This is a genomic window from Bacillus kwashiorkori (genome assembly GCF_001375515.1).
Classification (GTDB): domain Bacteria; phylum Bacillota; class Bacilli; order Bacillales; family Caldibacillaceae; genus Bacillus_BK; species Bacillus_BK kwashiorkori.
Genome location: NZ_CTDX01000004.1, coordinates 79,574 through 99,630, shown reverse-complemented (window position 1 = coordinate 99,630; position 20,057 = coordinate 79,574). Strand labels below are relative to the sequence as shown.

Below are 20,057 nucleotides of genomic sequence, written 5' to 3'. Positions count from 1 at the left end.
GACAGTCTCCGTTTTTTTAAATGTTTTCTTCTTTTAGTGCATCGATGATGTTTTCTTTTTTGATTTTTGCACTGGAGTAGGCCATCGCGGTTCCGACGATAAGGAATACTCCAATTATCACTATAGCAAGACTTAGCCATGGTAGCTCAAATTGATAAACGAAACTTCCTTGGAACGAACGGTATTCTAAATAGATAACAATGATACTAATTGGTAGTCCATAAATGAGTGATTTTAAGCCATAGAAAATACTTTCATAATTAATCATTTTATTAAAGCCTTTAGGAGTCATTCCAACAGACTTTAACATTGCAAATTCCCGTTTCCTTAAAGCAATACTAGTAGAAATTGTGTTGAAAATATTAGAAATTGTAATTGCTGTAATCAATGCTATAAATCCGTAAATAAAAACTGATAACATCATGGCAAAATTTCTATCCGACTCCTTTGATTTATAGGAATTATAGACACTATATCCGGTAAGTCCCAACGCTTTAATGTCATCTTCTGTTTTCATTGGATCAGAACTCTTTAAGTAAAGAAAATCAGAGTGTCTTTCCAGATTGTTCTTTTCAATTAGCTCATTGAATGTTTTTTCCGATACAATCATATGAATATTACCTGGATAGTTTTGTTGGTAAATTCCCATGAGATATTGATCCGTTATTTGTGCAATCTTTAAAGTACCTATTTCTTTAGTCTCATTCGTCTCGTAATTTTGCTTACGTATGATTAGTTTGTGACCTTCCTCTATATTCATCAACGACTTTTCTTCAATATATTTCCCTCTATTACTATCTTGATATTTATTCACATTGATAAGAATTGCTGGATATGAATCTTGCCCTTGTCCATTTAGTTTTCCCATATCCATGCCTATTTGTTTAGCGTAATTATGAAGCGTCTTATCGTCTAAACCATGCAAATTAATATAAAACTCAAATTTCCCATTTTCTAGCTGATGGATTTGGCCATCGTATGTTTTTGGAATAAGACTTTCATCGATTTCTGTTTGAAATGATCCATCTTCCATCAGACTATACTCGGTTATTTCCTGTAAGGAGACAATTTTCTCTATGTTTTCGTTATTGTTACGAATTTTACCATCCTCTACTTTATCAAAGCGAACTGTTATATCTTGGTCTTCACCAAACTGAGTAAGCTCAAAAGATTTCTGTAAGCTATTGGTAAAATAAGATACTGTTAAAAATAGTACGATACTAATGACGAGAGAAAAAACGGTCGTTTGGTAACGTCTTTTATTCCTTTTTAAGTTTTTCAACCCAATTTCAGCTTCAATACCAAAAATTTTTCTTACAAGTTTAGATGTTTTAACTGCCCTACTTGTTAGTTTTACATCTTTAGATTGGCGAATGGCATCAATAGCCGTAATTTTTGAAGCCCGTTTTGCTGGAATATATGTTGAGATAAAGATTGTTAAGGCGGATAATAAGACCGCAATAATAATGGAAACTGGTGTTATCGTTAGTTTCAGTCTTAACTCCGTATCCATCGCATTTTGGAAAAAGTGGTTAATATACGTTAAAGTAATACCAATCCCTGTAATTCCAGCAATAACGCCTAATGGAATACTTATTCCTCCAATGACAAATCCTTCAAAGAATACAGAATCTCGTTTTTGCTTTTTCGTTGCTCCAATACTCGAAAGCATCCCTAAATACCTCGACCGCTCAGAAACAGAAATTGCAAAGGCGTTATATATTAAAGATATGGAACCAATCATAATAACGAGCATTAAGATTGCTCCAATTGATAGAAGTACTCCGTTTAGATTATCATCACGGATGACACCGTAATAGCGTAATAGTTCATGATTGAAACTAAATTCAGCAATGTTATTCTGTTCGGCAAATATTTCTGTTTGATCAAATAGTGAACGTTTCACTTTATTCCACTCGACTGCTACGTTAAAGCTATCCTCTTTTGTTAAAGAAGACTCATCAACAAAGGAAAGCACTGTATATCCAGGTGACCAGAAGGCTTCAAAATTTGGTCGTTCGATAACACCCACGATAGTAAGAGTTCGTTTACGCTTGTTAATAATTTCTTCTATGCTCTTCCCATCATTTACTTGCAAATTCCACGATTGGTCTAAATTGATCGTTTCCCCATTTTCCTTCATAATCCTTTCGCCAATTTCAATGTTTAATGCATCACCAACTTTCAACAGAACTCCGCCATTTGATTTAATATGTTCGGAGATTACAACTTCATCTGCTGATAGTGGTAACCTTCCCTCTATTAAGTTGATCGGATAATGGGAGAATCCGGCATGGTCATATTCTTTAAAAAATAAATACGGCTTATATTCATTCTTACTTCCTTCCAGAACTGCATAACCTATATCTCTGGAGATAATAACCGCTTTTGTATTTTTATCCTTTTTGATTGCTTCAAGTTGATCGTGATTGACATTTTTATATAGTACATGCCAATTACCATTATTCTCGATAGCCTGTCTTTGCATTAAGTCCATAAAAGAGGCGACAAGCGTTGATACGGCTGTTATCATGGCAACTGAAATAATAACTCCTATAATCGTTACTAACGTTCGCCGCTTGTTTTGCTGTAAATTTCTTAACGTTACTTTATTAACAATGTTCACGGACGAATCACCTCATCCTTTTGAATTCGTCCGTCTTCAATAGTAATAATTCGGTCCGCTTGCAGTGCAATCCGCTCATCATGTGTAATGATAATTAATGTTTGATTATATGTTTTATTGAAGAGTTTCAATAAATCTACTATCTCTTTACTGTTCTTACTATCCAAGTTTCCGGTTGGTTCATCAGCAAGCATCAGGGCTGGTTGGTTCATTAATGCTCGTCCAATCGAAACGCGCTGTTGTTGACCGCCTGACAGTTGGTTCGGCAAATGACCGAGCCGATCTTGTAAGCCGAGAACTTGAACAACTTTGTTGAAATGTTCTTGATTTACTTGATGACCATCTAATAAAAGAGGTAATGTCATATTTTCTTTAACTGTAAGGACTGGAATTAAGTTGTAAAATTGATAAATTAAGCCGATTTGTCTGCGACGAAAAACGGCTAGTTGAGTTTCATTTAAATCGTATATATCCGTTTTATCGACGAAAACTTTTCCCCTTGTCGGACGATCGACACCACCTAACAAGTGTAATAATGTTGACTTTCCCGATCCCGATGGACCAATAATTGCAATAAATTCTCCCTTTTTTACCGTAAAAGATACGTCATTCAATGCAGTTACGGCTGTCTCACCTTTCCCATAAATTTTAGACAGATGTTCTATTTTTAAAATTTCCATTATAACAACCTCCGAATTTCATTGTTATTTACAGTCTATCTGTCTAAAATGACTGCGAAGTGAATTTTTCAGTGACAATTTTGTCATATTCCCATTAAATGCTTTTAGAATGTTTTGTAAAACTTAATATTTTTTTCCTTTTCTCAAAAGGTGGAATGGGATGGATCACAATAGATACGATATTGTTTCGGTCTTATTACGAAACATTAGATCCATTTAAATTAAACCTATCGTCCTGTTTCGGGAATTTTCTCGCTTGCCCAATTAAATGAGCATTGGTTAAATAATTCTATTATAAAATTTTATGAAAAACGTGGTTCCCTGACCCTCCTCACTGCGCACTTCGATATCCCCATTTTGACTAGTTATAATGCTATAAGCCATTGCCAGCCCGATGCCAACACTATCTTCGCCGGCATTTTTACCTTTATAAAATCGCTTAAAAATATAAGGCAAATCCTCTTTTGCAATCCCTTTCCCATTATCTTCTACAACTATTTCTGTATAAAGGGCATTTTTGGCAAATGAAATACTAATTATCCCATGTTCTGGAGTATGTTCTATACAATTTTTTAATATATTGATGACTGCTTCCATTGTCCAATGAAAATCACCTGTAAAAACGACGTCGTCTTGTCCACGAATGTCGAGTGTTTGATTTTTTATTTCAAGTGGAATTAACAGCGGCTCTATTGCTTTTTCCATTAGTTTTTTTACATAAATCGTTTCCCGTTTAAATACCGCTGTTTTCGCGTCAATTTTTGATAATTTTAACAAGGAGCTGACGAGCCAATCTATTCGTTCCAACTGAAGTTGAATCTTCTTCGTAAATTCTTTTCGCTTGTCCTTTGGCAAATTTTCGTTACTTAATAAATCTGTCATAACGACCATCGATGTGAGTGGGGTCTTTAATTGATGAGAAATATCAGAAATAGCGTCCGTTAATTTCATTTTCTCTTCTTTTAAATCATCAGTTTGTTTTGATAACATTATCGTCATTTTGTAAATCTCATTTTTTAAAATACTTAATTCTCCTTCTTTGTTATCTCGAACGTCTAGTTGAAATTCTCCACTCATAATTTTTCGCAAGTAGTTCGTCAATTTCTCGATTTCTCGATACCGGATAAATGTAAAAAGGAGGAATGCACATATAAGAACAATTGACATTAGTAAAATAATAATTGCAATTTGAAAAGAAAAAAAGACGGCCACCATAGCAGCCGCTAAACTAATTAAACTTGAAATGCTCGTAAATCGAACTAATTCTCGGTTGCGAAACATAGATTCACCAACTTTTGAAAAAAATATATTTAACAATGAGGTGCGCAACCTCACAAATTTTCTTTTTTGATGTAACTATCTCTCCATTTTATACCCTAAACCACGAATCGTTTTGATTACAACTGGATTTTGCGGGTCATCTTCTAATTTTTCCCGTAATCTTTTAATATAAACCGTGAGCGTATTATCATTAACAAAGTCCCCCGCCACGTCCCAAAGCTGTTCCAGTAATTGCGCTCGCGATAAAATTTGACCGAGATGGTTCGCTAAAATGAGTAAGAGACGATATTCCATTGCTGTAAGTGGGACTTCTATAGATTTTTTAAAAACTTTCCCTTCTAACGTACTAATTTGAATGTTTCCGCCTGCAATTTGCTTAAGCGAATGATTCATTGACTGCTTGCTATACCTTCTTAAAATCGTTTTGATTCGGGAGATAAGTTCACGAATTCGAAATGGTTTCGTAATATAATCATCTGCCCCCATATCGAGCCCCATAACAACATTTACTTCATCATCGATGACAGTTAAAAAAATTACCGGGATGTCACGGAGACTTTTAACGAGCTTACATAATTCATAGCCGCTCCCATCTGGTAGTGATAAATCAAATAAGCATAAGTCAATTTCATCTATATTTGCTTCAATGAATTGCTTCGACTCTTGTACATTATGAAATGTGATGGTAGAATACCCCTCTTGTTGCAAGGAATACTCTAAGCCGAGGGCAATTGTATGATCGTCTTCTACTATTAATATTTTCATATAAAAACTTCCTTGTTAAAATTTAAAGGCATATTGTTAATGGAATGCTTATAGAAAAATAGTTCCTATAATTGTATATCTTTTACCCTAATACTTTGACAATTTTTTCAAATGCCCAATCTAATTGTTCCTTCGTAATGACTAATGGCGGGGCAAAGCGAATGACATTTTCATGTGTTTCTTTACAAAGCAGTCCAAGTTCTTTTAATTGCTCACAATATGGACGTGCCGATTCAAATAGTTCAACACCAATAAATAACCCCTTGCCACGCACTTCTTTAATTATTGGGTTTTTTAACATTTGCAATTTTTCCGTAAAATATTCACCTAACTCTAAAGATCGTTCTGATAGGTTTTCATCAAGAATAACATTTAGGGCTGCGATGGATACAGCACATGCAAGCGGATTTCCGCCAAATGTAGACCCGTGGGAACCTGGATTAAAGACTCCTAAAATATTTTTGTTAGCTGCAACACAGGAAATCGGAAATACTCCTCCACCTAAGGCCTTTCCTAATATATACATATCTGGTTCTACCCCTTCCCAGTCACAAGCAAACATTTTCCCGCTTCGGCCTAGTCCGGCTTGTATTTCATCAGCAATAAATAGTACGTTGTTCGTTTGGCAAAGATCATAGGCGCCTTTTAAATAACCTTCTGGTGGAATGATAATACCTGCTTCTCCTTGAATCGGTTCAAGTAAAAAGCCAACCGTATTTGGTGTAATTGCCTGCTCGAGCGCTTCTAAATCTCCATATGGAATTAGCTTAATGCCAGGAAGGAGTGGTCCAAAACCTCTTTTATATTCTGCTTCTGAAGAAAGGGAAACTGCCGCAATCGTTCTTCCATGAAAATTTCCTTCGCATACGATGATTTCTGCTTGATTTTCTTCCACACCTTTAACATCATATCCCCAGCGGCGTGCTGCTTTTAATGCTGTCTCTACAGCTTCAGCCCCTGTATTCATCGGTAACACCATTTCTTTGTTCGTTAGTTTTGCTACCATCTCATACCATGGTGCTAATTGATCATTATGAAATGCTCTAGAGGTAAGGGTTACTTTTTCCGCTTGTGCTTTTAATGCGTTAATGATTTTCGGATGGCGATGGCCTTGATTCACCGCAGAATAAGCACTTAACATGTCTAAATATGTATTTCCTTCCGGATCCTCTACCCATACTCCTTCTGCTTTAGAAATGACAATTGGTAGTGGATGATAGTTTTTCGCACCAAATTTTTCTGTTTGTTCAATGATTTTGTTTGTCGTATTCATTCTATTTCCCCCTTCTTATATTGAGTTCATTACCAAGTTAAATGAACGAGTGGCCAAAAAGTGTAAGTGGTGAATACAAAATGCGAGCCCAATTGAGCTTTTACATTTATTGTAGCAAAGGGTTGGAAATGATGAAAGCGCTTTGTATGTTCTAAGCAAACATTTAGCAGTGACCGTTGTGCTCAATCCATTTTTGAAAAAACTATATTATTAAAAAAAGATGGGGCAAACTAAATTGTCTGTTGTTAAAGTAGAGTCATTTTTTTATGGTTATTTTATTGACGGAAATCAACACCATCATTAACATAGACCATGGTGAATGATAATAGCCGAATTTTCAGGGTAGCCTTTTAATAAATAATAATAAAAAACCGAACTATTACGAAGCACTTAACTAGATTTTCGTATGATAGTTCGGTTTTTTCTTTATCTGAAATGCTTATGTCCCAGCCTCTTCTAAAATCAATACTTTAATTGTGATGTTAAAGACTATCTTGAATTTTTGAAGAATACGTTTTGAACGCAAGTCCATTACTTGTTAATTAATCCTTCTTTTTTGGACTGCTCAATCCATTCGGAAAGTTTTTCTTTTAGCGTATTAAATCCTTGGTTAGATGAATCGGTTAGGCTGTCCAGTTTTGATTTATTCCGTTCTCTTTCACTAACACTACTTTGATTATTTAAAGCTTTTAACGATAAGCTAATCTTTCCCTCTGCTTCATCGACAGCCAAAACTTTAACAGTAATTTCCTCACCCACCTTAATAAAGTCATGAATATTCTTTACGTACCCATTCGTAATTTCCGAGATGTGAATCAACCCCTGCTTGTTGTCAGAAAGGGCGATAAAAGCACCATAAGGTTGAATGCCAGTAACTAGGCCTTTAACAACCATCCCCACTTCAATTTTATCACTCATGAAAACACTCCTAAAATTTATCTACAGTACTACGTCTATTATTAACATTGAGAAATTATATCACAATCAACTTGTTTAATCAAAAATATCTAAGGTAGGCATTACATGGATTAAGAAGTAATCTGGTGAAATTTAAATAATCAGACGAACTATGATTGGGAAGTTATTAGTGTTCTAATTAAACACCCTAGTATCTCCTAAACCAACAATAGAATGAAAGCCTCTATTTTTTTATTATTCCATGTATAAACTTTAGTGATATAGGACAATATGTTGATACAAGGCTTTCTAGTATTCCCCCCTTTTTGAAGTGGACAAACAGCAATCGTGTTTGTCCTTTTTTAATTGTCTCTCAGCTAATAGGAAAAGAATATCTACTATTAACCTTCATTTACCATTTCCCTGCTACACTTTTACTCGTAAAAAATTCTTTTTTCACATAAAATAACGTCAATGAAGGAAATATCATATATAGGTAGGAATAGATTGATCATGTTATTTTTGCAACGGGGGGAGAAAATGTCCAAATATCAAATAAATGACACATTAAAGAAAAAGAACGAACCTTTAAATGTAAATGGAATGGATCTTTTTTATGAAATTTATCCACACGCGACCGCCACTAAAACAATCGTCCTATTACACGGATTTCTAGCATCCTCATTTAGTTTTCGGTTTCTTATACCTTTATTGAAGGACGATTACGAAATAGTAACTATCGATTTACCACCTTTTGGAAAGAGCGGGAAGGGTAGGAAATTTCTATACTCCTATGAAAATTTAGCAAGAACGGTGAAGGATGCTTTACATTTTTTGCAAATCAACTCCCCTATTTTAGTCGGACACTCAATGGGTGGACAAATTTGTTTATATATGGCAAAAAATTGGCCACAACAGTTTCCAACACTCATCCTTCTTTCCTGTTCAGCTTACTTAAAAAAAGCGAAACAAAGTTTGCGAATGAGTTGTTACTTGCCTTTTTCCTATTTACTAGTTAAACAATTATTGAAACGATCCGGATTACAAAAAAATTTAGAATCGGTAGTATATGATCAGCAGTTAATTAACGATGAAATGGTAAAGGGATATTTACAACCTTTCATTGAAAGTAATGAAATTTTTCAAGGGCTGACAAAATTTATTCGTGATCGCGAAGGAGATTTATCCAGTGATGTATTGCAAAAAATACAAAGTCATTGCTTATTAATTTGGGGAGAATTTGACAAAATCATTCCATTATCATCTGGAAAAAGGATGGCACAGGAATTGCCAAATGCGAAACTAATCGTGTTAAAAAATACTGGCCACTTAGTTCCTGAGGAAAAGCCAGAAGCAACAGCGAAACATATAAAACAGTTTATCAAAAATGCAGACTAATCGAGGGAACTTCGCCTCTATTACTCGTTTAATTCTTCTAAAACGTTACTTGTAAGGCAGTACTTAGATGGCAATTCTAGAAAAAACACTGCTAGAAATGAAAAATCCGACTAAATTATGACCTGGTTACAATAGTTTATGATAATATATTCATGAGTATTTGTTAAGGAGGGAACGAGGTTGGGAAAATTTAATTTTGATGCAATAACGAATCGGAAAGAAACCGACTCTATTAAGTGGAATATGATGGATAATATTTATGGAACGAATGACTTATTACCGATGTGGGTTGCTGATATGGACTTTCAAGCACCGACAGAAGTTACTGAGGCACTTATGAGTCGAGTAGCACATGGGGTTTTCGGCTACGCAGTCCCTACAAACTCGTTGCATCAAGCGGTGAAAAACTGGGTACAAAACCGATATCATTGGACAGTTCATGAAAATTGGTTTGTTTTAAGTTCTGGGGTGGTAACATCCATTGCATTAACTATCCGGGCGTTAACGAAGGAAAACGGTAAAGTACTAATACAAACGCCTGTATATCCGCCTTTTTATTCTATGATTGAAATGAATAACCGAGAAATTGTTAAAAATCCTTTAAAATATGAAAACGGCAAGTACGAAATAGATTTTGCTGATTTTGAAGAAAAACTTAAAACGGGAGTAAAACTGTTCATTTTATGTAATCCCCATAACCCAGTTGGCAGAGTTTGGACGAAAGAAGAGTTAGATAAGATGGGCAGTCTTTGTGAACAGTACGGTGTGCAAATCCTATCAGATGAAATTCATGGTGATTTAGTATTTAAACCGCATGTACATATACCGATTGCTTCAATAAAAGAGGGATGGGCACAAAATAGTGTAACATGTATTGCACCAAGCAAAACTTTTAATATACCTGGAATACAGTCATCAGTCATGATTATTCCTAACAATGAAATGCGTGAAAAGGTTATGAAAGAACAGCAAAAAGTTGGCTCCCACGGGCTAAACATATTCGGAAATGTTGCTTTAGAAGCAGCCTATGCTCATGGTGAAGAATGGTTGGAAGAACTGCTCGATTATGTAAAGGCAAATGCAGATTATGTAAAGCAATTCCTTAAAGATGAATTGCCGGCATTAGAAGTGTTACCTTTAGAAGGAACTTATCTATTATGGATTAATTGCCGCAAATTAGGCTTTACAGATGAGCAATTAAAGGATCGCCTAATAAATATCGGCAGACTTGCTTTAGAACCTGGCATAAAATATGGTGACGGCGGCGAAGGGTTTGTCCGAATGAATATCGGATGCCCACGTGAAACATTGCTTGAAGGATTGCAACGGTTGAAAAAAGCATTGCAATGAATAGCCTAATAATGAATTGTAATCTTTACTAGAAGTTGAAGGTATGACATAAAGTTTTTGACTCCATATAGACGTAGCTAAAGCGTACTTAACAAACAAAGCTGTTGTATCATTTAGGATGAACCCATTGGTCCGAATCGAACTCAGAACGGGCGCTTAGAACGTAACTAAACGCCCCGTTTCCTAAATAAACGACGATATCCCCCAAATACACCAATGATTCACCGCTTGTTAACATGAATAATGACAACAGATTTAAAAAATGATTTTTTTCATTTTACTGTACGAACATTTAAAGCTTTTTATTCTCCAGTTTCGCCTGTTCTTCTAAAATCTTCGTCTTTTCTTCTTCTTTTCTAGAATATTTTATAATCCACCGAAATGTGAAAATACAAGCGATTAAAAAAATAGAAAAGGAGATTGCTGCAGGTATATATTCCGTTTTATCTTCTGGAAAATACAGAAACATTGCTCCCAATACCCAATTGATCATAATAGCCGTCCTTTCATCGAAACATTATCACTGTTTTCATTATAACAACAGAAAAATAAATCAACAAAGGAATTTGCACCGGTTGCAATGGAATTCTCTTTTTTATAAAAAATTGCCTCGAATGGCACATTGATCCGAATTCCATCCGAGGCTAATTTTACAAAATTAATCGATGATAATTATTTTTTGAATAACAACATCTTCCAATGGCTTATCTTGGGAATTTGTTTGGACGGAGGCGATTTTGTCTACAATATCCATCCCTTCGATTACTTGACCAAAAACAGTATGACGGAAATCGAGCCATGGAGTACCGCCATTTTCTACGTAGTAATTCACTACATCTGCTGGGTAGCCAGCTTTTTCCATTTGTTCGCGAAATCCAGAACTTAGTTCACTATTTTGAACGATGAAAAATTGGCTGCCATTCGTATTCGGACCTGCATTTGCCATACTTAATGCTCCACGGAAGTTGAATAATTGTGGAGTAAATTCATCTTCAAAAGATTGACCATAAATACTTTCTCCACCCATTCCTGTTCCAGTTGGGTCTCCTCCTTGAATCATAAAATCTTTGATAACACGGTGAAAAATAATTCCTTCATAGTAACCATTTTTTGCGTGAGTAACAAAGTTTTCTACAGTTTTCGGAGCATACTCCGGAAAAAGCTTGATTTTAATTGTACCTTGGCTTGTTTCCATTTCCGCTACTATTTCATTTTCCTGTACAGATTCTGTTAATTGTGGATAAATTGTTTCCATTACTTCAGCTCCTCATATTTTTTTAAAAATAAGAATATGTATATACTTAACACTTTTTTACAGAACTCCTCTTAAGATAGTAAAACAAATATACTATTCAATGCAACCTTTTGATGAATTTTATATAAACGGATGAAAAAACGTTAGTATCTCCACCAACTGCCATCTATGTCGTCTTTCGTTCATATTTCTTTTATAGAATGCGTTTTAAAAATGTGATGTAATAAGCGGAATTATTTAGGTAATCTTAAATTTAGGTTTGCGAAAGGCTTTCTTTCTAACGTAGATTATTGTATAATATTTAGAGAAACGAAATATTAAGAAGGTGATTCTAATCAAAGTGGAAAAGAGGAACGTACTCATAATGTGGATTGCCAACTTTTTGGTAGCCTCAAGTACCACGATGATTATGCCATTTCTCTCTTTGTATATTGAGACAATGGGAAACTATAGTACGGAATATGTCCAGCGTTGGGCAGGTTTTATTTTTGGTGTAACCTTTATAACAGCATTTATTTTTTCTCCAATTTGGGGTAGAGTAGGCGATAAATACGGGTATAAACCAATCCTTTTAATAACTGGATCAGGAATTGCTACAAGTATATTTTTAATGGGGTTCATGGATACCGTTCATGAACTTTTTATACTACGGTTAATAATGGGCGCTGTAACAGGTTTTATTCCAACTTCTCTAGCTATGATCTCAAAACAAACACCAAAAGCTATCGCTGGCCAAGTACTCGGTACATTACAAACTGGTAATGTTACCGGAAGTTTATTCGGGCCAATCATCGGTGGTATGTTGGCAGACACATTCGGCTTCCAATATACATTTATTTACACATCCATTGCTATTGGTGTAGCCACTTTAGTCGTCTTTTTTGGTGTAAAAGAAGTTAGACAAACGAGTAAAAAAGCACAAGAAAAAGAGTTTACTAGAAAAGAAGTTTTGTCATTCATCTTCCATAAAAGAGTTTTGCTAACAATTATGATCATTTCCTTACTTGTGCAAGTAGCTAACTTCACCATTCAGCCGTTACTCGCGCTGTATGTGAATGAATTAACAAAAACAGAATCTGTTGCATTTTTAGCAGGCTTAGCCTTTTCCGCAACCGGTTTTGGTAATTTACTCGCAACAAGAAATTGGGGAAAACTTGGTGATCGAATTGGGCATGATAAAGTAATTATGATGTTACTTATTGGAGGAGCAATTCTATTTATTCCTCAAGGTCTAGTCACTTCCCTTTGGCAACTTGTTTTATTACGATTCTTGTTCGGTATGGCTGCAGGGGGTATTATCCCATGTATGGCAGCTTATATAAGACAAGTCGCACCGATATCTATTCAAGGAGAAGTACAGGGGTATAATGTTAGTTTCCGTTTTCTTGGAAATGTCATTGGACCAGCAATCGGTGGTATCATTTCTGGATATATCGGAATTTCATCTGTATTCTTCGTCACAAGTGCTATACTATTCTCGGCGTTCTTACTGCTTTGGTGGAGTACGAAAAAAGATAGTGAAGCATCATCAAGCCAATCCAAAATTGGCCAGTTAACTAAAGCAAGATAATTAAATTCTTTATATCGAGCTGTCCGTAAGATTGATCAGAACGAAAAGTTCGTCTGAGAATATGATCATATCTTTCCTGACAGCTCTTTTTTTAACCTTTTAAAAATAAGGAGTAATTAAAAGTAACTCATCGTAGAAATACGGTTCCTTCATAAATCCAGCTCTCTCAGCAACCGTAAAATTTCTCTTGTAACGAACTCCTAAATAACTTCCAGAGTATAAAAGTTAATACATGCCTTTTCATAAAAGGATTTTTCACCTTTGTAGCGAAGTAATTAATAAATGCCTGTAATATATTGACGATACGATCACGACTAAACAAGAAAGGGGTATAAATGGGTGGAAAAAAATTTATCAGATGCACTCGGAATTGAATTAGAAATTTTAGAAGATGGGTATGTTCGGGCAAAAATGCCTGTAGATGAAAGAACACGTCAGCCTTTTGGGTATTTGCACGGTGGGGCATCTGTTGCATTGGCAGAAACAGTCGCCAGTGTCGGTGCCTATCATTTACTTGATAAAGAGAAAGAAATATGTTTTGGTATGGAAATTAACGCCAATCATATTCGAGCGAAAAAAGATGGAGTTGTAACAGCAGAGGCGAACATCCTTCATAGAGGACGGACAACTCAAGTTTGGGATATAAAAATTAAAGATGAAGAAGAACGCTTAATTTGCGTTTCCCGATGTACAGTAGCAGTTGTGCAAAAGGATAAAACTAGCGGATGATCCATTATCAGTTATACACTTCTACAAAAAGAATAACAAAGTATGATTGTTCTAAAAATCTAGCTAATACTTATGTAAAAATGGCGATCTTCTCTATTTTTAGATCGCCATTTTTTTGCTACTTATTTTTCAAAATTTCTTATTTTCACTTTTCCCTTTAAATCATCGCGAATACTTTTATCCCAAAGTTTCACACCGGAATAGTATGCAGCTCGGTTAATAAGGTGCCCACCAACTGGTGAAGTTAGGAAAATAAAGACAAGAGCTAAAAGCAGTCGGGTATTACTATGACCGGCAGCGTAAAAATAAATGAACGTACCAATTAAAATAACCATAACCCCTAAAGTTGCACTTTTCGATGCTGCATGATTACGCGTATAAACGTCAGGTAATCGAACAACGCCAAGTGCAGCCACTAAACTAAAAAATGCACCGATCAGTAAAAAAACAACTACAATAATTTTAACGGTCTCTGTCACGGTCAAAAATAACCCCCTTCGCTAAAAACTTCGAAAATGCCGTCGTTCCAATAAATGATAAAATTCCTAACAATAAAATGACATCAAGAAAAGCACTTGTTTCCAATAAAATCGAAAATACCGCTGTAACGCTAATCAATGTTACTCCGATGGCGTCCAATGCAACAACCCGATCAGGAGTTGTCGGACCTTTAATGAGCCGATAAATAAAACCGACCATTGCACCCGTTAAAGTCGCCAAAACGATGATTAAAATTGTCTGAAACATTATCGGCTCACCTCCAAGATTGCTTTTTCAAAGGAACTTTTTATTCCTTCTATCGCATCGTCTACATCTGGAACGTGAATGGCGTGAATATATAAGATTTTTTCATTATTCTCTTCATGAACATCAACAACTAAAGTTCCAGGAGTTAACGTAATTAAGTTAGATAATAATGTAATTTCCCAGTCCTTCTCTAAAATGGTTTTATAAGCAAAAATTCCTGGTTGGAAATCCATATTAGGTTTTAATACAATTTTTAACACACTAAAGTTAGCAACAATTAACTCTTTCAAAAATAGTAAGATTAAGTAAATAACCGCCCATATACTGCTTAAATAAAATCTTGCTGCAAAAGATTTGTGCATCAAATAAATTAACACTAATCCTATTAAGTAACCAATAATAAAGGTGGCTGGATCATAACTTACCTTCAAAAACATCCAAACAAATGCAATAAATAAATTTAATAAAATTTGAAAAGCCATCGGACATTACTCCTTTAAAACCGCTTCAATATAAATATCCGGGTTTGTTAATGTCTCCGCTGCGTTGGAAATATATGGATAAACCACTTCGGTACCAAACCCATAAATAACTGAAACGGCCACTAATAAAATTGCTGGGAATAACAGAGCTTTGTAGGATATTTTTTGTTCCGAATTATATCCCTTTGCCTCTCCCCAAAATCCGTAAATAAATATTTTCATTACAGAATATAAAGTGATTAAGCTAGTGATTAAAATAATGACGGCTCCAATAAATTCATTTGCCTCAAAGCCGCTTTGAATAACTAACAGTTTTCCAAAAAAGCCACTAAACGGTGGAATACCAGCTAAAGATATGGCAGCAATAAAATACGTCCAAGCAAGAACAGGATACGTCTTAATTAAGCCACTAAACTGCTTTAAGTTAGCAGTGCCTGTAACTTTTATAATGATTCCTATTAACAAAAACAACGCTGCTTTAATGACCATATCGTGTATTAAATAATATAGAGAGCCAGAAAAACCAGTATCAGTTGCAATAGATACACCATACAAAATGACACCAATTGCTGTAATAATGTTATATATAATAATTTTCTTTATATCCCAATAAGCAATTGAACCAACGACTCCGATTAAGACAGTAATTATTGCTAATACGAGCAATATATCATGTGTATAACCTTTATCATGATAGAAAAATAAAGTAAAGGTCCGAATAATCGAATACACCCCAACCTTCGTTAACAATGCTCCGAATAACGCCATAACTGGAACTGGTGGAGCATAATAAGAACCTGGAAGCCAGAAGTATAAAGGGAAGATTGCTCCTTTTAAACCAAATACAATTAAAAACAGGACGGCAATCACTGTCAATATCCCTGGAAATTCCGTTAATTCGGCAATACGCTGAGAAATATGTGCCATATTCAATGTTCCTACGATAGAGTATAAGAAGGCAATTCCGATAACAAAAAACGCAGATGAAACAACATTCACCGTTAAGTATTTGATTGTTTCACGTAATTGAATTTTACTACCTCCTAAAACGAGTAATACGTAGGAAGCCATCAACATAATTTCAAAAAATACAAATAAGTTGAAAATATCACCTGTTGTAAAGGCACCGATGACCCCTGCCAACAAAAATTGGACAAATGTATAGTAATAATATTTTTCTCTATCCTCACCAATAGACTGAAAAGAATAAAGTGTGACCGCAAAACCGACGATTGTCGTAGTTAATACTAATAAAGCCGACAACATATCGGAAACGAGGGTAATGCCGAATGGCGCAGGCCAATTTCCGACATTCAACGTTTGCACACCATTTTCATAAACTTGTTGAATAAGCATAAAAGCAACTATCACATTTAATAACATAGATATTGCGGATATATATCTTTGCACAACAATTTTTCTAGCAAAGAATATTAGGATGATTGCTGTAAGAAGCGGAATTGCAATTGGCAGTATTACTAAATTATTCATTTCCTTCTGTTCCTTTCAATTCGTCCATATTGTCCGTACCAAGTTCCTGATAACCGCGATAAGCAACAACTAAAAAAAGTGCTGTTACTCCAAAGCTAATAACAATCGCTGTTAAAATCAGTGCTTGTGGAAGGGGATCCGATACTGGAAGGCCTTCCTTATTTACTAACGGTACCGCTCCTTTTTTCAAACCGCCCATCGTAAGAATAAGCAAATGTGCCCCGTGGCTTAATAGTCCTGTTCCAACAATCATCCGCAAAATACTTTTGGAAAGTAATAAATAAGTTGCACTTGCAATTAAAAAACCTGCAAGTATCGCTACTAATATTTCCATTATTCACTCTCCCCTATCGTCTGAATAATGGTCATGGTAGTTCCTACAACGACCAAATAAACACCTAAATCAAATAATGCTGCACTATGAAGTGATGTTTCACCTAAAAGTGGTAAATCAAAATAGTCAAATGCGTGAGTAAAAAACGGTACATCGAAAAGCATCGCTGCACTTGCAGTTAATAATGCGACTGCTAAACCGATACCAATTAAAATCCGAAAATTAATCGGCATTAACTTCTTAACCGTTTTTAAATCATAGGCTAAAAGTAATAAAACAAGTCCTCCAGCAGTTACTAACCCGCCTACAAAACCGCCTCCTGGACGATAATGCCCTTCAAAAAAAATGTGGATGGAAAAAAGGATAATTATGAAAAATACTACTTTCGCAATCGTTTGTAAAATAATATCTTTGTTTTTCATCCTTCTTTCCTCCTTGTCATTCTAAGCTTAATTAAACTATAAATACCTAGCCCGGCCACAGCTAAAACACATATTTCAAATAACGTATCAAAGCCACGGAAGTCAACTAATATAACGTTAACCATATTTTCACCGCCCGCAGGATCATACGTATGCTCTTCATAATACTTAGAAATGGACGGGAACAGTTTTGTGCTGGAACTTGCTATAGCAATTAACGTTACAACAAGGCCTACTCCGATTGAAATTATTGCGTTCGTTAATTTAAACCGTGTTTTTTCGAGATGGAATTTTTTCGGTAAAAAGTAAAAACAAACTAAAAATAATGCAACGGAAATAGTCTCAATTACTAATTGTGTCAAAGCTAAGTCTGGTGCACGGAATAAAATGTAATAAAGAGATACTGTATATCCAACAGCCCCGAGCGCTAAAATGGATGTTAATCGCGATTTGGACGCTAAAATTGTTACTGTACCGATTACTATTAACAAGGCAAGAATAGCTTCATAAACTCCAATACTCGCGGTGTTTTCTGTATTAAGTACAAAAGCATCTTTCCCCCATATCGTGATTCCTAAAATTCCTATAAAGAAGATAAAAATGTATGCTAAGTAGGCTCGAATATATCCTGTCATATGGGAGCGAATAAAGACATTGGAACTCGACTCTAATGACGGAATGAAGGCGTCATATAATTTATTTAATGTTAATTTCTCTGGAAATAGGCTATATACTCGACTCCACTTTGAAAGTGATAAATAAAGTAACGTTCCAATTGCAATAACACCAATAGTCATAAATAGTTCCAAATTGACACCGTGCCACATTTTAATATGCACATCAAAAATAAATTCTGGCATAATGGCATTCGCCGCAGCTGGTAAAACCGTGGCAGAAAGAATGTTTGGAAATAGACCGATAATGATTACTAATGAAACTAAAATAATTGGCGAAATAAGCATACCAATTGGTGCTTCATGCGGCTTTTTAGCTAATTTTTCCGGCTTGTAAGGACCTGTGAATGTTTTCCAAACTAACATCATGCTATAAATAAATGTGAACACACTTGCAATCCAAGCAATAATTGGGAACAAAATCCCTAATGAAGAGAAATTAAACAAATCAAAACTGGCAATATGTTTCATCGCTGTAAAAAACATTTCTTTACTTAAAAAACCGTTAAACGGCGGAATACCTGCCATCGAAAAAGTCCCAATTAGTGCGATCGTAAATGTTATCGGCATCAATGTCATTAAACCACCGAGCTTTCTAATATCACGAGTGCCTGTTTCATGGTCAACTATCCCTGCCATCATAAACAAACTGCCTTTAAAGGTAGAATGGTTAATCAAATGAAAAACAGCAGCAACAATCGCCATCGTATAAATGTTTTCCGATAATTCATTAAAGTGAAGGGCAGCAGCACCAACACCGAGGAGGCTCATAATTAAACCGAGCTGGCTAATAGTGGAAAAAGCTAATATAGCTTTTAAGTCTGTCTGTTTCACCGCATTAAATGAACCCCAGAATAACGTTATTATACCGAAACCAGCTACAAGCCAAATCCAAGTACCACTTTGGTCATAAGCGAATATCGGAGTCATTCTAGCTACTAAATAAATACCTGCTTTAACCATCGTTGCCGAATGCAAATAAGCACTAACTGGTGTTGGTGCTTCCATCGCATCTGGTAACCAAATATGAAATGGAAATTGTGCAGATTTAGTAAATGCACCTAGTAGGACGAAAATCATTGCTGGAATAAATAAAGCATGCCCAGTAATTACCCCGACATTAGCTACCATTTCTTGAATACTAAAAGTGCCTGTCATAATGTACAGTAAAATAATTCCACCAAGCAACGACAAACCACCAAAAACGGTAATTAACATCGATTTTTGTGCACCGTAACGAGATTTTTCCCGTTCATGCCAATAACCAATCAGGAAAAATGACGAAAAGCTGGTAAACTCCCAAAACATATATAAAACAATTAAGTTGTCAGATAGTACAACACCTAGCATCGCACCCATAAACAATAGTAAATACACATAAAAAGTATTAAGCTTCTCTTTATTTTTCGATAAATAATATATCGAATATAAAACAACTAATGCTCCAATTCCTGTTATTAATAAAGCAAAAATGAGACTTAATCCATCAACTTTTGCTATGAAGTCAATATGAAGCGAAGGAATCCAGGAAACGGTTCGAATAAAGGTATCTCCATCTCTCGTTACTGAAATAAATTGGAGAAAATAGATGAAAAGTATGGATGGGAGTAGAAGAACAAACCAACCTGTATGTATTTTTCTAAATAGCTTATAAAGAAATGGAACGAAAATCGCAAAAATAAATGGCGAAATAATCGCAAAATGTAATGCCGACAAGTTTTACCCTCCTTCTAAATAGTAAAAAAAGCTATAGACAACTTGATATTTGCTACATATAGTTTATACCTATTCAATTATACAAGTTTATCCTTCTATAAGTGAAGAACAATCCAAAATAGGACTTACATTCTCGGGTCATTTCTATAAGTAACAAATCAAGATTCTCTTCAAAGATAGCTATTTGTATGTTTAGAAAACATTATACCGTATGTTTTTCTAAAATTCATGTATAAAAGGCTTGTTTTATAGGAAATAAGCTCCACTATTAAATAAGTAGAAAGAGAATGATCTGTCAAAAAAAATTCACTTTTTTACACGATAGGCAGTATTTTTTTCGACTCTATTCAATTTGATCAAAGTAAAA

General features: G+C 35.1%; 19 protein-coding genes. 4 read left to right on the top strand and 15 right to left on the bottom strand.

The window, feature by feature from the left end; genetic code table 11:
- Positions 1 to 16: 16 nt before the first annotated feature.
- From BN1242_RS01505 to yugI, 6 genes are all read right to left on the bottom strand, one after another.
- Positions 17 to 2,626, bottom strand: coding sequence for an ABC transporter permease (locus tag BN1242_RS01505; protein WP_062350338.1), 2,610 nt, complete (start codon positions 2,624 to 2,626; stop codon positions 17 to 19).
- Positions 2,623 to 3,306: an ABC transporter ATP-binding protein gene (locus tag BN1242_RS01500; RefSeq protein WP_062350335.1), complete on the bottom strand. Its 684-nt coding sequence runs from the start codon at positions 3,304 to 3,306 to the stop codon at positions 2,623 to 2,625. The genes BN1242_RS01505 and BN1242_RS01500 overlap by 4 nt, the downstream gene beginning before the upstream one ends.
- 279 nt (positions 3,307 to 3,585) lie before the next feature.
- Positions 3,586 to 4,587, bottom strand: a complete 1,002-nt coding sequence (locus tag BN1242_RS01495; protein ID WP_062350384.1) for a sensor histidine kinase — start codon at positions 4,585 to 4,587, stop codon at positions 3,586 to 3,588.
- A gap of 75 nt (positions 4,588 to 4,662) precedes the next feature.
- The gene (locus BN1242_RS01490; RefSeq protein ID WP_062350332.1) at positions 4,663 to 5,352 is read right to left on the bottom strand and encodes a response regulator transcription factor; all 690 of its coding nucleotides are present in this window, start codon (positions 5,350 to 5,352) and stop codon (positions 4,663 to 4,665) included.
- A gap of 82 nt (positions 5,353 to 5,434) precedes the next feature.
- Positions 5,435 to 6,625 (bottom strand): ornithine--oxo-acid transaminase, encoded by a 1,191-nt coding sequence (locus BN1242_RS01485; protein WP_062350329.1) that lies wholly within the window; start codon positions 6,623 to 6,625, stop codon positions 5,435 to 5,437.
- Positions 6,626 to 7,156: 531 nt separating this feature from the next.
- Complete coding sequence (yugI, locus tag BN1242_RS01480) at positions 7,157 to 7,543, bottom strand: S1 domain-containing post-transcriptional regulator GSP13 (RefSeq protein ID WP_062350326.1); 387 nt, start codon at positions 7,541 to 7,543, stop codon at positions 7,157 to 7,159.
- A gap of 519 nt (positions 7,544 to 8,062) precedes the next feature.
- On the opposite strand from yugI, the gene BN1242_RS01475 reads away from it, so the two are divergent.
- Positions 8,063 to 8,920, top strand: coding sequence for an alpha/beta fold hydrolase (locus BN1242_RS01475; RefSeq protein ID WP_062350323.1), 858 nt, complete (start codon positions 8,063 to 8,065; stop codon positions 8,918 to 8,920).
- 180 nt (positions 8,921 to 9,100) lie between these two features.
- Positions 9,101 to 10,270: a MalY/PatB family protein gene (locus BN1242_RS01470; RefSeq protein ID WP_062350320.1), complete on the top strand. Its 1,170-nt coding sequence runs from the start codon at positions 9,101 to 9,103 to the stop codon at positions 10,268 to 10,270.
- A gap of 292 nt (positions 10,271 to 10,562) precedes the next feature.
- Here BN1242_RS01470 and BN1242_RS01465 read toward each other — a convergent pair whose 3' ends face one another.
- A complete protein-coding gene (locus tag BN1242_RS01465) occupies positions 10,563 to 10,763 on the bottom strand; it encodes a hypothetical protein (RefSeq protein ID WP_062350317.1) in 201 nt (66 codons plus the stop codon).
- 165 nt (positions 10,764 to 10,928) lie between these two features.
- Positions 10,929 to 11,525 carry a peptidylprolyl isomerase gene (locus tag BN1242_RS01460; RefSeq protein WP_071435387.1) on the bottom strand — a complete coding sequence of 199 codons (597 nt, stop codon included), beginning with the start codon at positions 11,523 to 11,525 and terminating at the stop codon, positions 10,929 to 10,931.
- 334 nt (positions 11,526 to 11,859) lie between these two features.
- Here BN1242_RS01460 and BN1242_RS01455 point away from each other — a divergent pair, with 334 nt between their 5' ends.
- Positions 11,860 to 13,095, top strand: a complete 1,236-nt coding sequence (locus tag BN1242_RS01455; RefSeq protein WP_238985063.1) for an MFS transporter — start codon at positions 11,860 to 11,862, stop codon at positions 13,093 to 13,095.
- A gap of 339 nt (positions 13,096 to 13,434) precedes the next feature.
- Positions 13,435 to 13,824, top strand: coding sequence for a hotdog fold thioesterase (locus BN1242_RS01450; protein ID WP_062350311.1), 390 nt, complete (start codon positions 13,435 to 13,437; stop codon positions 13,822 to 13,824).
- 122 nt (positions 13,825 to 13,946) lie between these two features.
- Here BN1242_RS01450 and mnhG read toward each other — a convergent pair whose 3' ends face one another.
- The 7 genes from mnhG to BN1242_RS01415 are packed head-to-tail and all read right to left on the bottom strand — an operon-like array spanning position 13,947 to position 19,690.
- Positions 13,947 to 14,303 carry a monovalent cation/H(+) antiporter subunit G gene (gene mnhG / locus BN1242_RS01445; RefSeq protein WP_062350308.1) on the bottom strand — a complete coding sequence of 119 codons (357 nt, stop codon included), beginning with the start codon at positions 14,301 to 14,303 and terminating at the stop codon, positions 13,947 to 13,949.
- Positions 14,287 to 14,571: a Na(+)/H(+) antiporter subunit F1 gene (locus BN1242_RS01440; RefSeq protein ID WP_062350306.1), complete on the bottom strand. Its 285-nt coding sequence runs from the start codon at positions 14,569 to 14,571 to the stop codon at positions 14,287 to 14,289. The genes mnhG and BN1242_RS01440 overlap by 17 nt, the downstream gene beginning before the upstream one ends.
- The gene (locus tag BN1242_RS01435; protein WP_062350303.1) at positions 14,571 to 15,053 is read right to left on the bottom strand and encodes a Na+/H+ antiporter subunit E; all 483 of its coding nucleotides are present in this window, start codon (positions 15,051 to 15,053) and stop codon (positions 14,571 to 14,573) included. The genes BN1242_RS01440 and BN1242_RS01435 overlap by 1 nt, the downstream gene beginning before the upstream one ends.
- Before the next feature lie 6 nt (positions 15,054 to 15,059).
- Positions 15,060 to 16,544 carry a Na+/H+ antiporter subunit D gene (locus BN1242_RS01430; RefSeq protein ID WP_062350300.1) on the bottom strand — a complete coding sequence of 495 codons (1,485 nt, stop codon included), beginning with the start codon at positions 16,542 to 16,544 and terminating at the stop codon, positions 15,060 to 15,062.
- On the bottom strand, positions 16,537 to 16,878 hold the full coding sequence (locus BN1242_RS01425; protein WP_062350297.1) for a Na(+)/H(+) antiporter subunit C: 342 nt from the start codon (positions 16,876 to 16,878) through the stop codon (positions 16,537 to 16,539). The genes BN1242_RS01430 and BN1242_RS01425 overlap by 8 nt, the downstream gene beginning before the upstream one ends.
- On the bottom strand, positions 16,878 to 17,300 hold the full coding sequence (locus tag BN1242_RS01420) for a Na(+)/H(+) antiporter subunit B (protein WP_062350295.1): 423 nt from the start codon (positions 17,298 to 17,300) through the stop codon (positions 16,878 to 16,880). Before BN1242_RS01420 ends, BN1242_RS01425 begins: the two co-directional genes overlap by 1 nt.
- Entirely contained in the window at positions 17,297 to 19,690 is a 2,394-nt protein-coding gene (locus BN1242_RS01415; protein WP_062350292.1) for a Na+/H+ antiporter subunit A, read from the bottom strand. The genes BN1242_RS01420 and BN1242_RS01415 overlap by 4 nt, the downstream gene beginning before the upstream one ends.
- Positions 19,691 to 20,057: the final 367 nt, after the last annotated feature.

Excerpts from the sequence above, each read along its gene's own strand:
- BN1242_RS01500 (WP_062350335.1), bottom strand. The coding sequence starts at position 3,306 with ATGGAAATTTTAAAAATAGAACATCTGTCTAAAATTTATGGGAAAGGT.
- BN1242_RS01495 (WP_062350384.1), bottom strand. The coding sequence starts at position 4,587 with ATGTTTCGCAACCGAGAATTAGTTCGATTTACGAGCATTTCAAGTTTA.
- BN1242_RS01490 (WP_062350332.1), bottom strand. The coding sequence starts at position 5,352 with ATGAAAATATTAATAGTAGAAGACGATCATACAATTGCCCTCGGCTTA.
- BN1242_RS01485 (WP_062350329.1), bottom strand. The coding sequence starts at position 6,625 with ATGAATACGACAAACAAAATCATTGAACAAACAGAAAAATTTGGTGCG.
- yugI (WP_062350326.1), bottom strand. The coding sequence starts at position 7,543 with ATGAGTGATAAAATTGAAGTGGGGATGGTTGTTAAAGGCCTAGTTACT.
- BN1242_RS01475 (WP_062350323.1), top strand. The coding sequence starts at position 8,063 with ATGTCCAAATATCAAATAAATGACACATTAAAGAAAAAGAACGAACCT.
- BN1242_RS01465 (WP_062350317.1), bottom strand. The coding sequence starts at position 10,763 with ATGATCAATTGGGTATTGGGAGCAATGTTTCTGTATTTTCCAGAAGAT.
- BN1242_RS01460 (WP_071435387.1), bottom strand. The coding sequence starts at position 11,525 with ATGGAAACAATTTATCCACAATTAACAGAATCTGTACAGGAAAATGAA.
- BN1242_RS01440 (WP_062350306.1), bottom strand. The coding sequence starts at position 14,571 with ATGTTTCAGACAATTTTAATCATCGTTTTGGCGACTTTAACGGGTGCA.
- BN1242_RS01435 (WP_062350303.1), bottom strand. The coding sequence starts at position 15,053 with ATGGCTTTTCAAATTTTATTAAATTTATTTATTGCATTTGTTTGGATG.
- BN1242_RS01430 (WP_062350300.1), bottom strand. The coding sequence starts at position 16,544 with ATGAATAATTTAGTAATACTGCCAATTGCAATTCCGCTTCTTACAGCA.
- BN1242_RS01425 (WP_062350297.1), bottom strand. The coding sequence starts at position 16,878 with ATGGAAATATTAGTAGCGATACTTGCAGGTTTTTTAATTGCAAGTGCA.
- BN1242_RS01420 (WP_062350295.1), bottom strand. The coding sequence starts at position 17,300 with ATGAAAAACAAAGATATTATTTTACAAACGATTGCGAAAGTAGTATTT.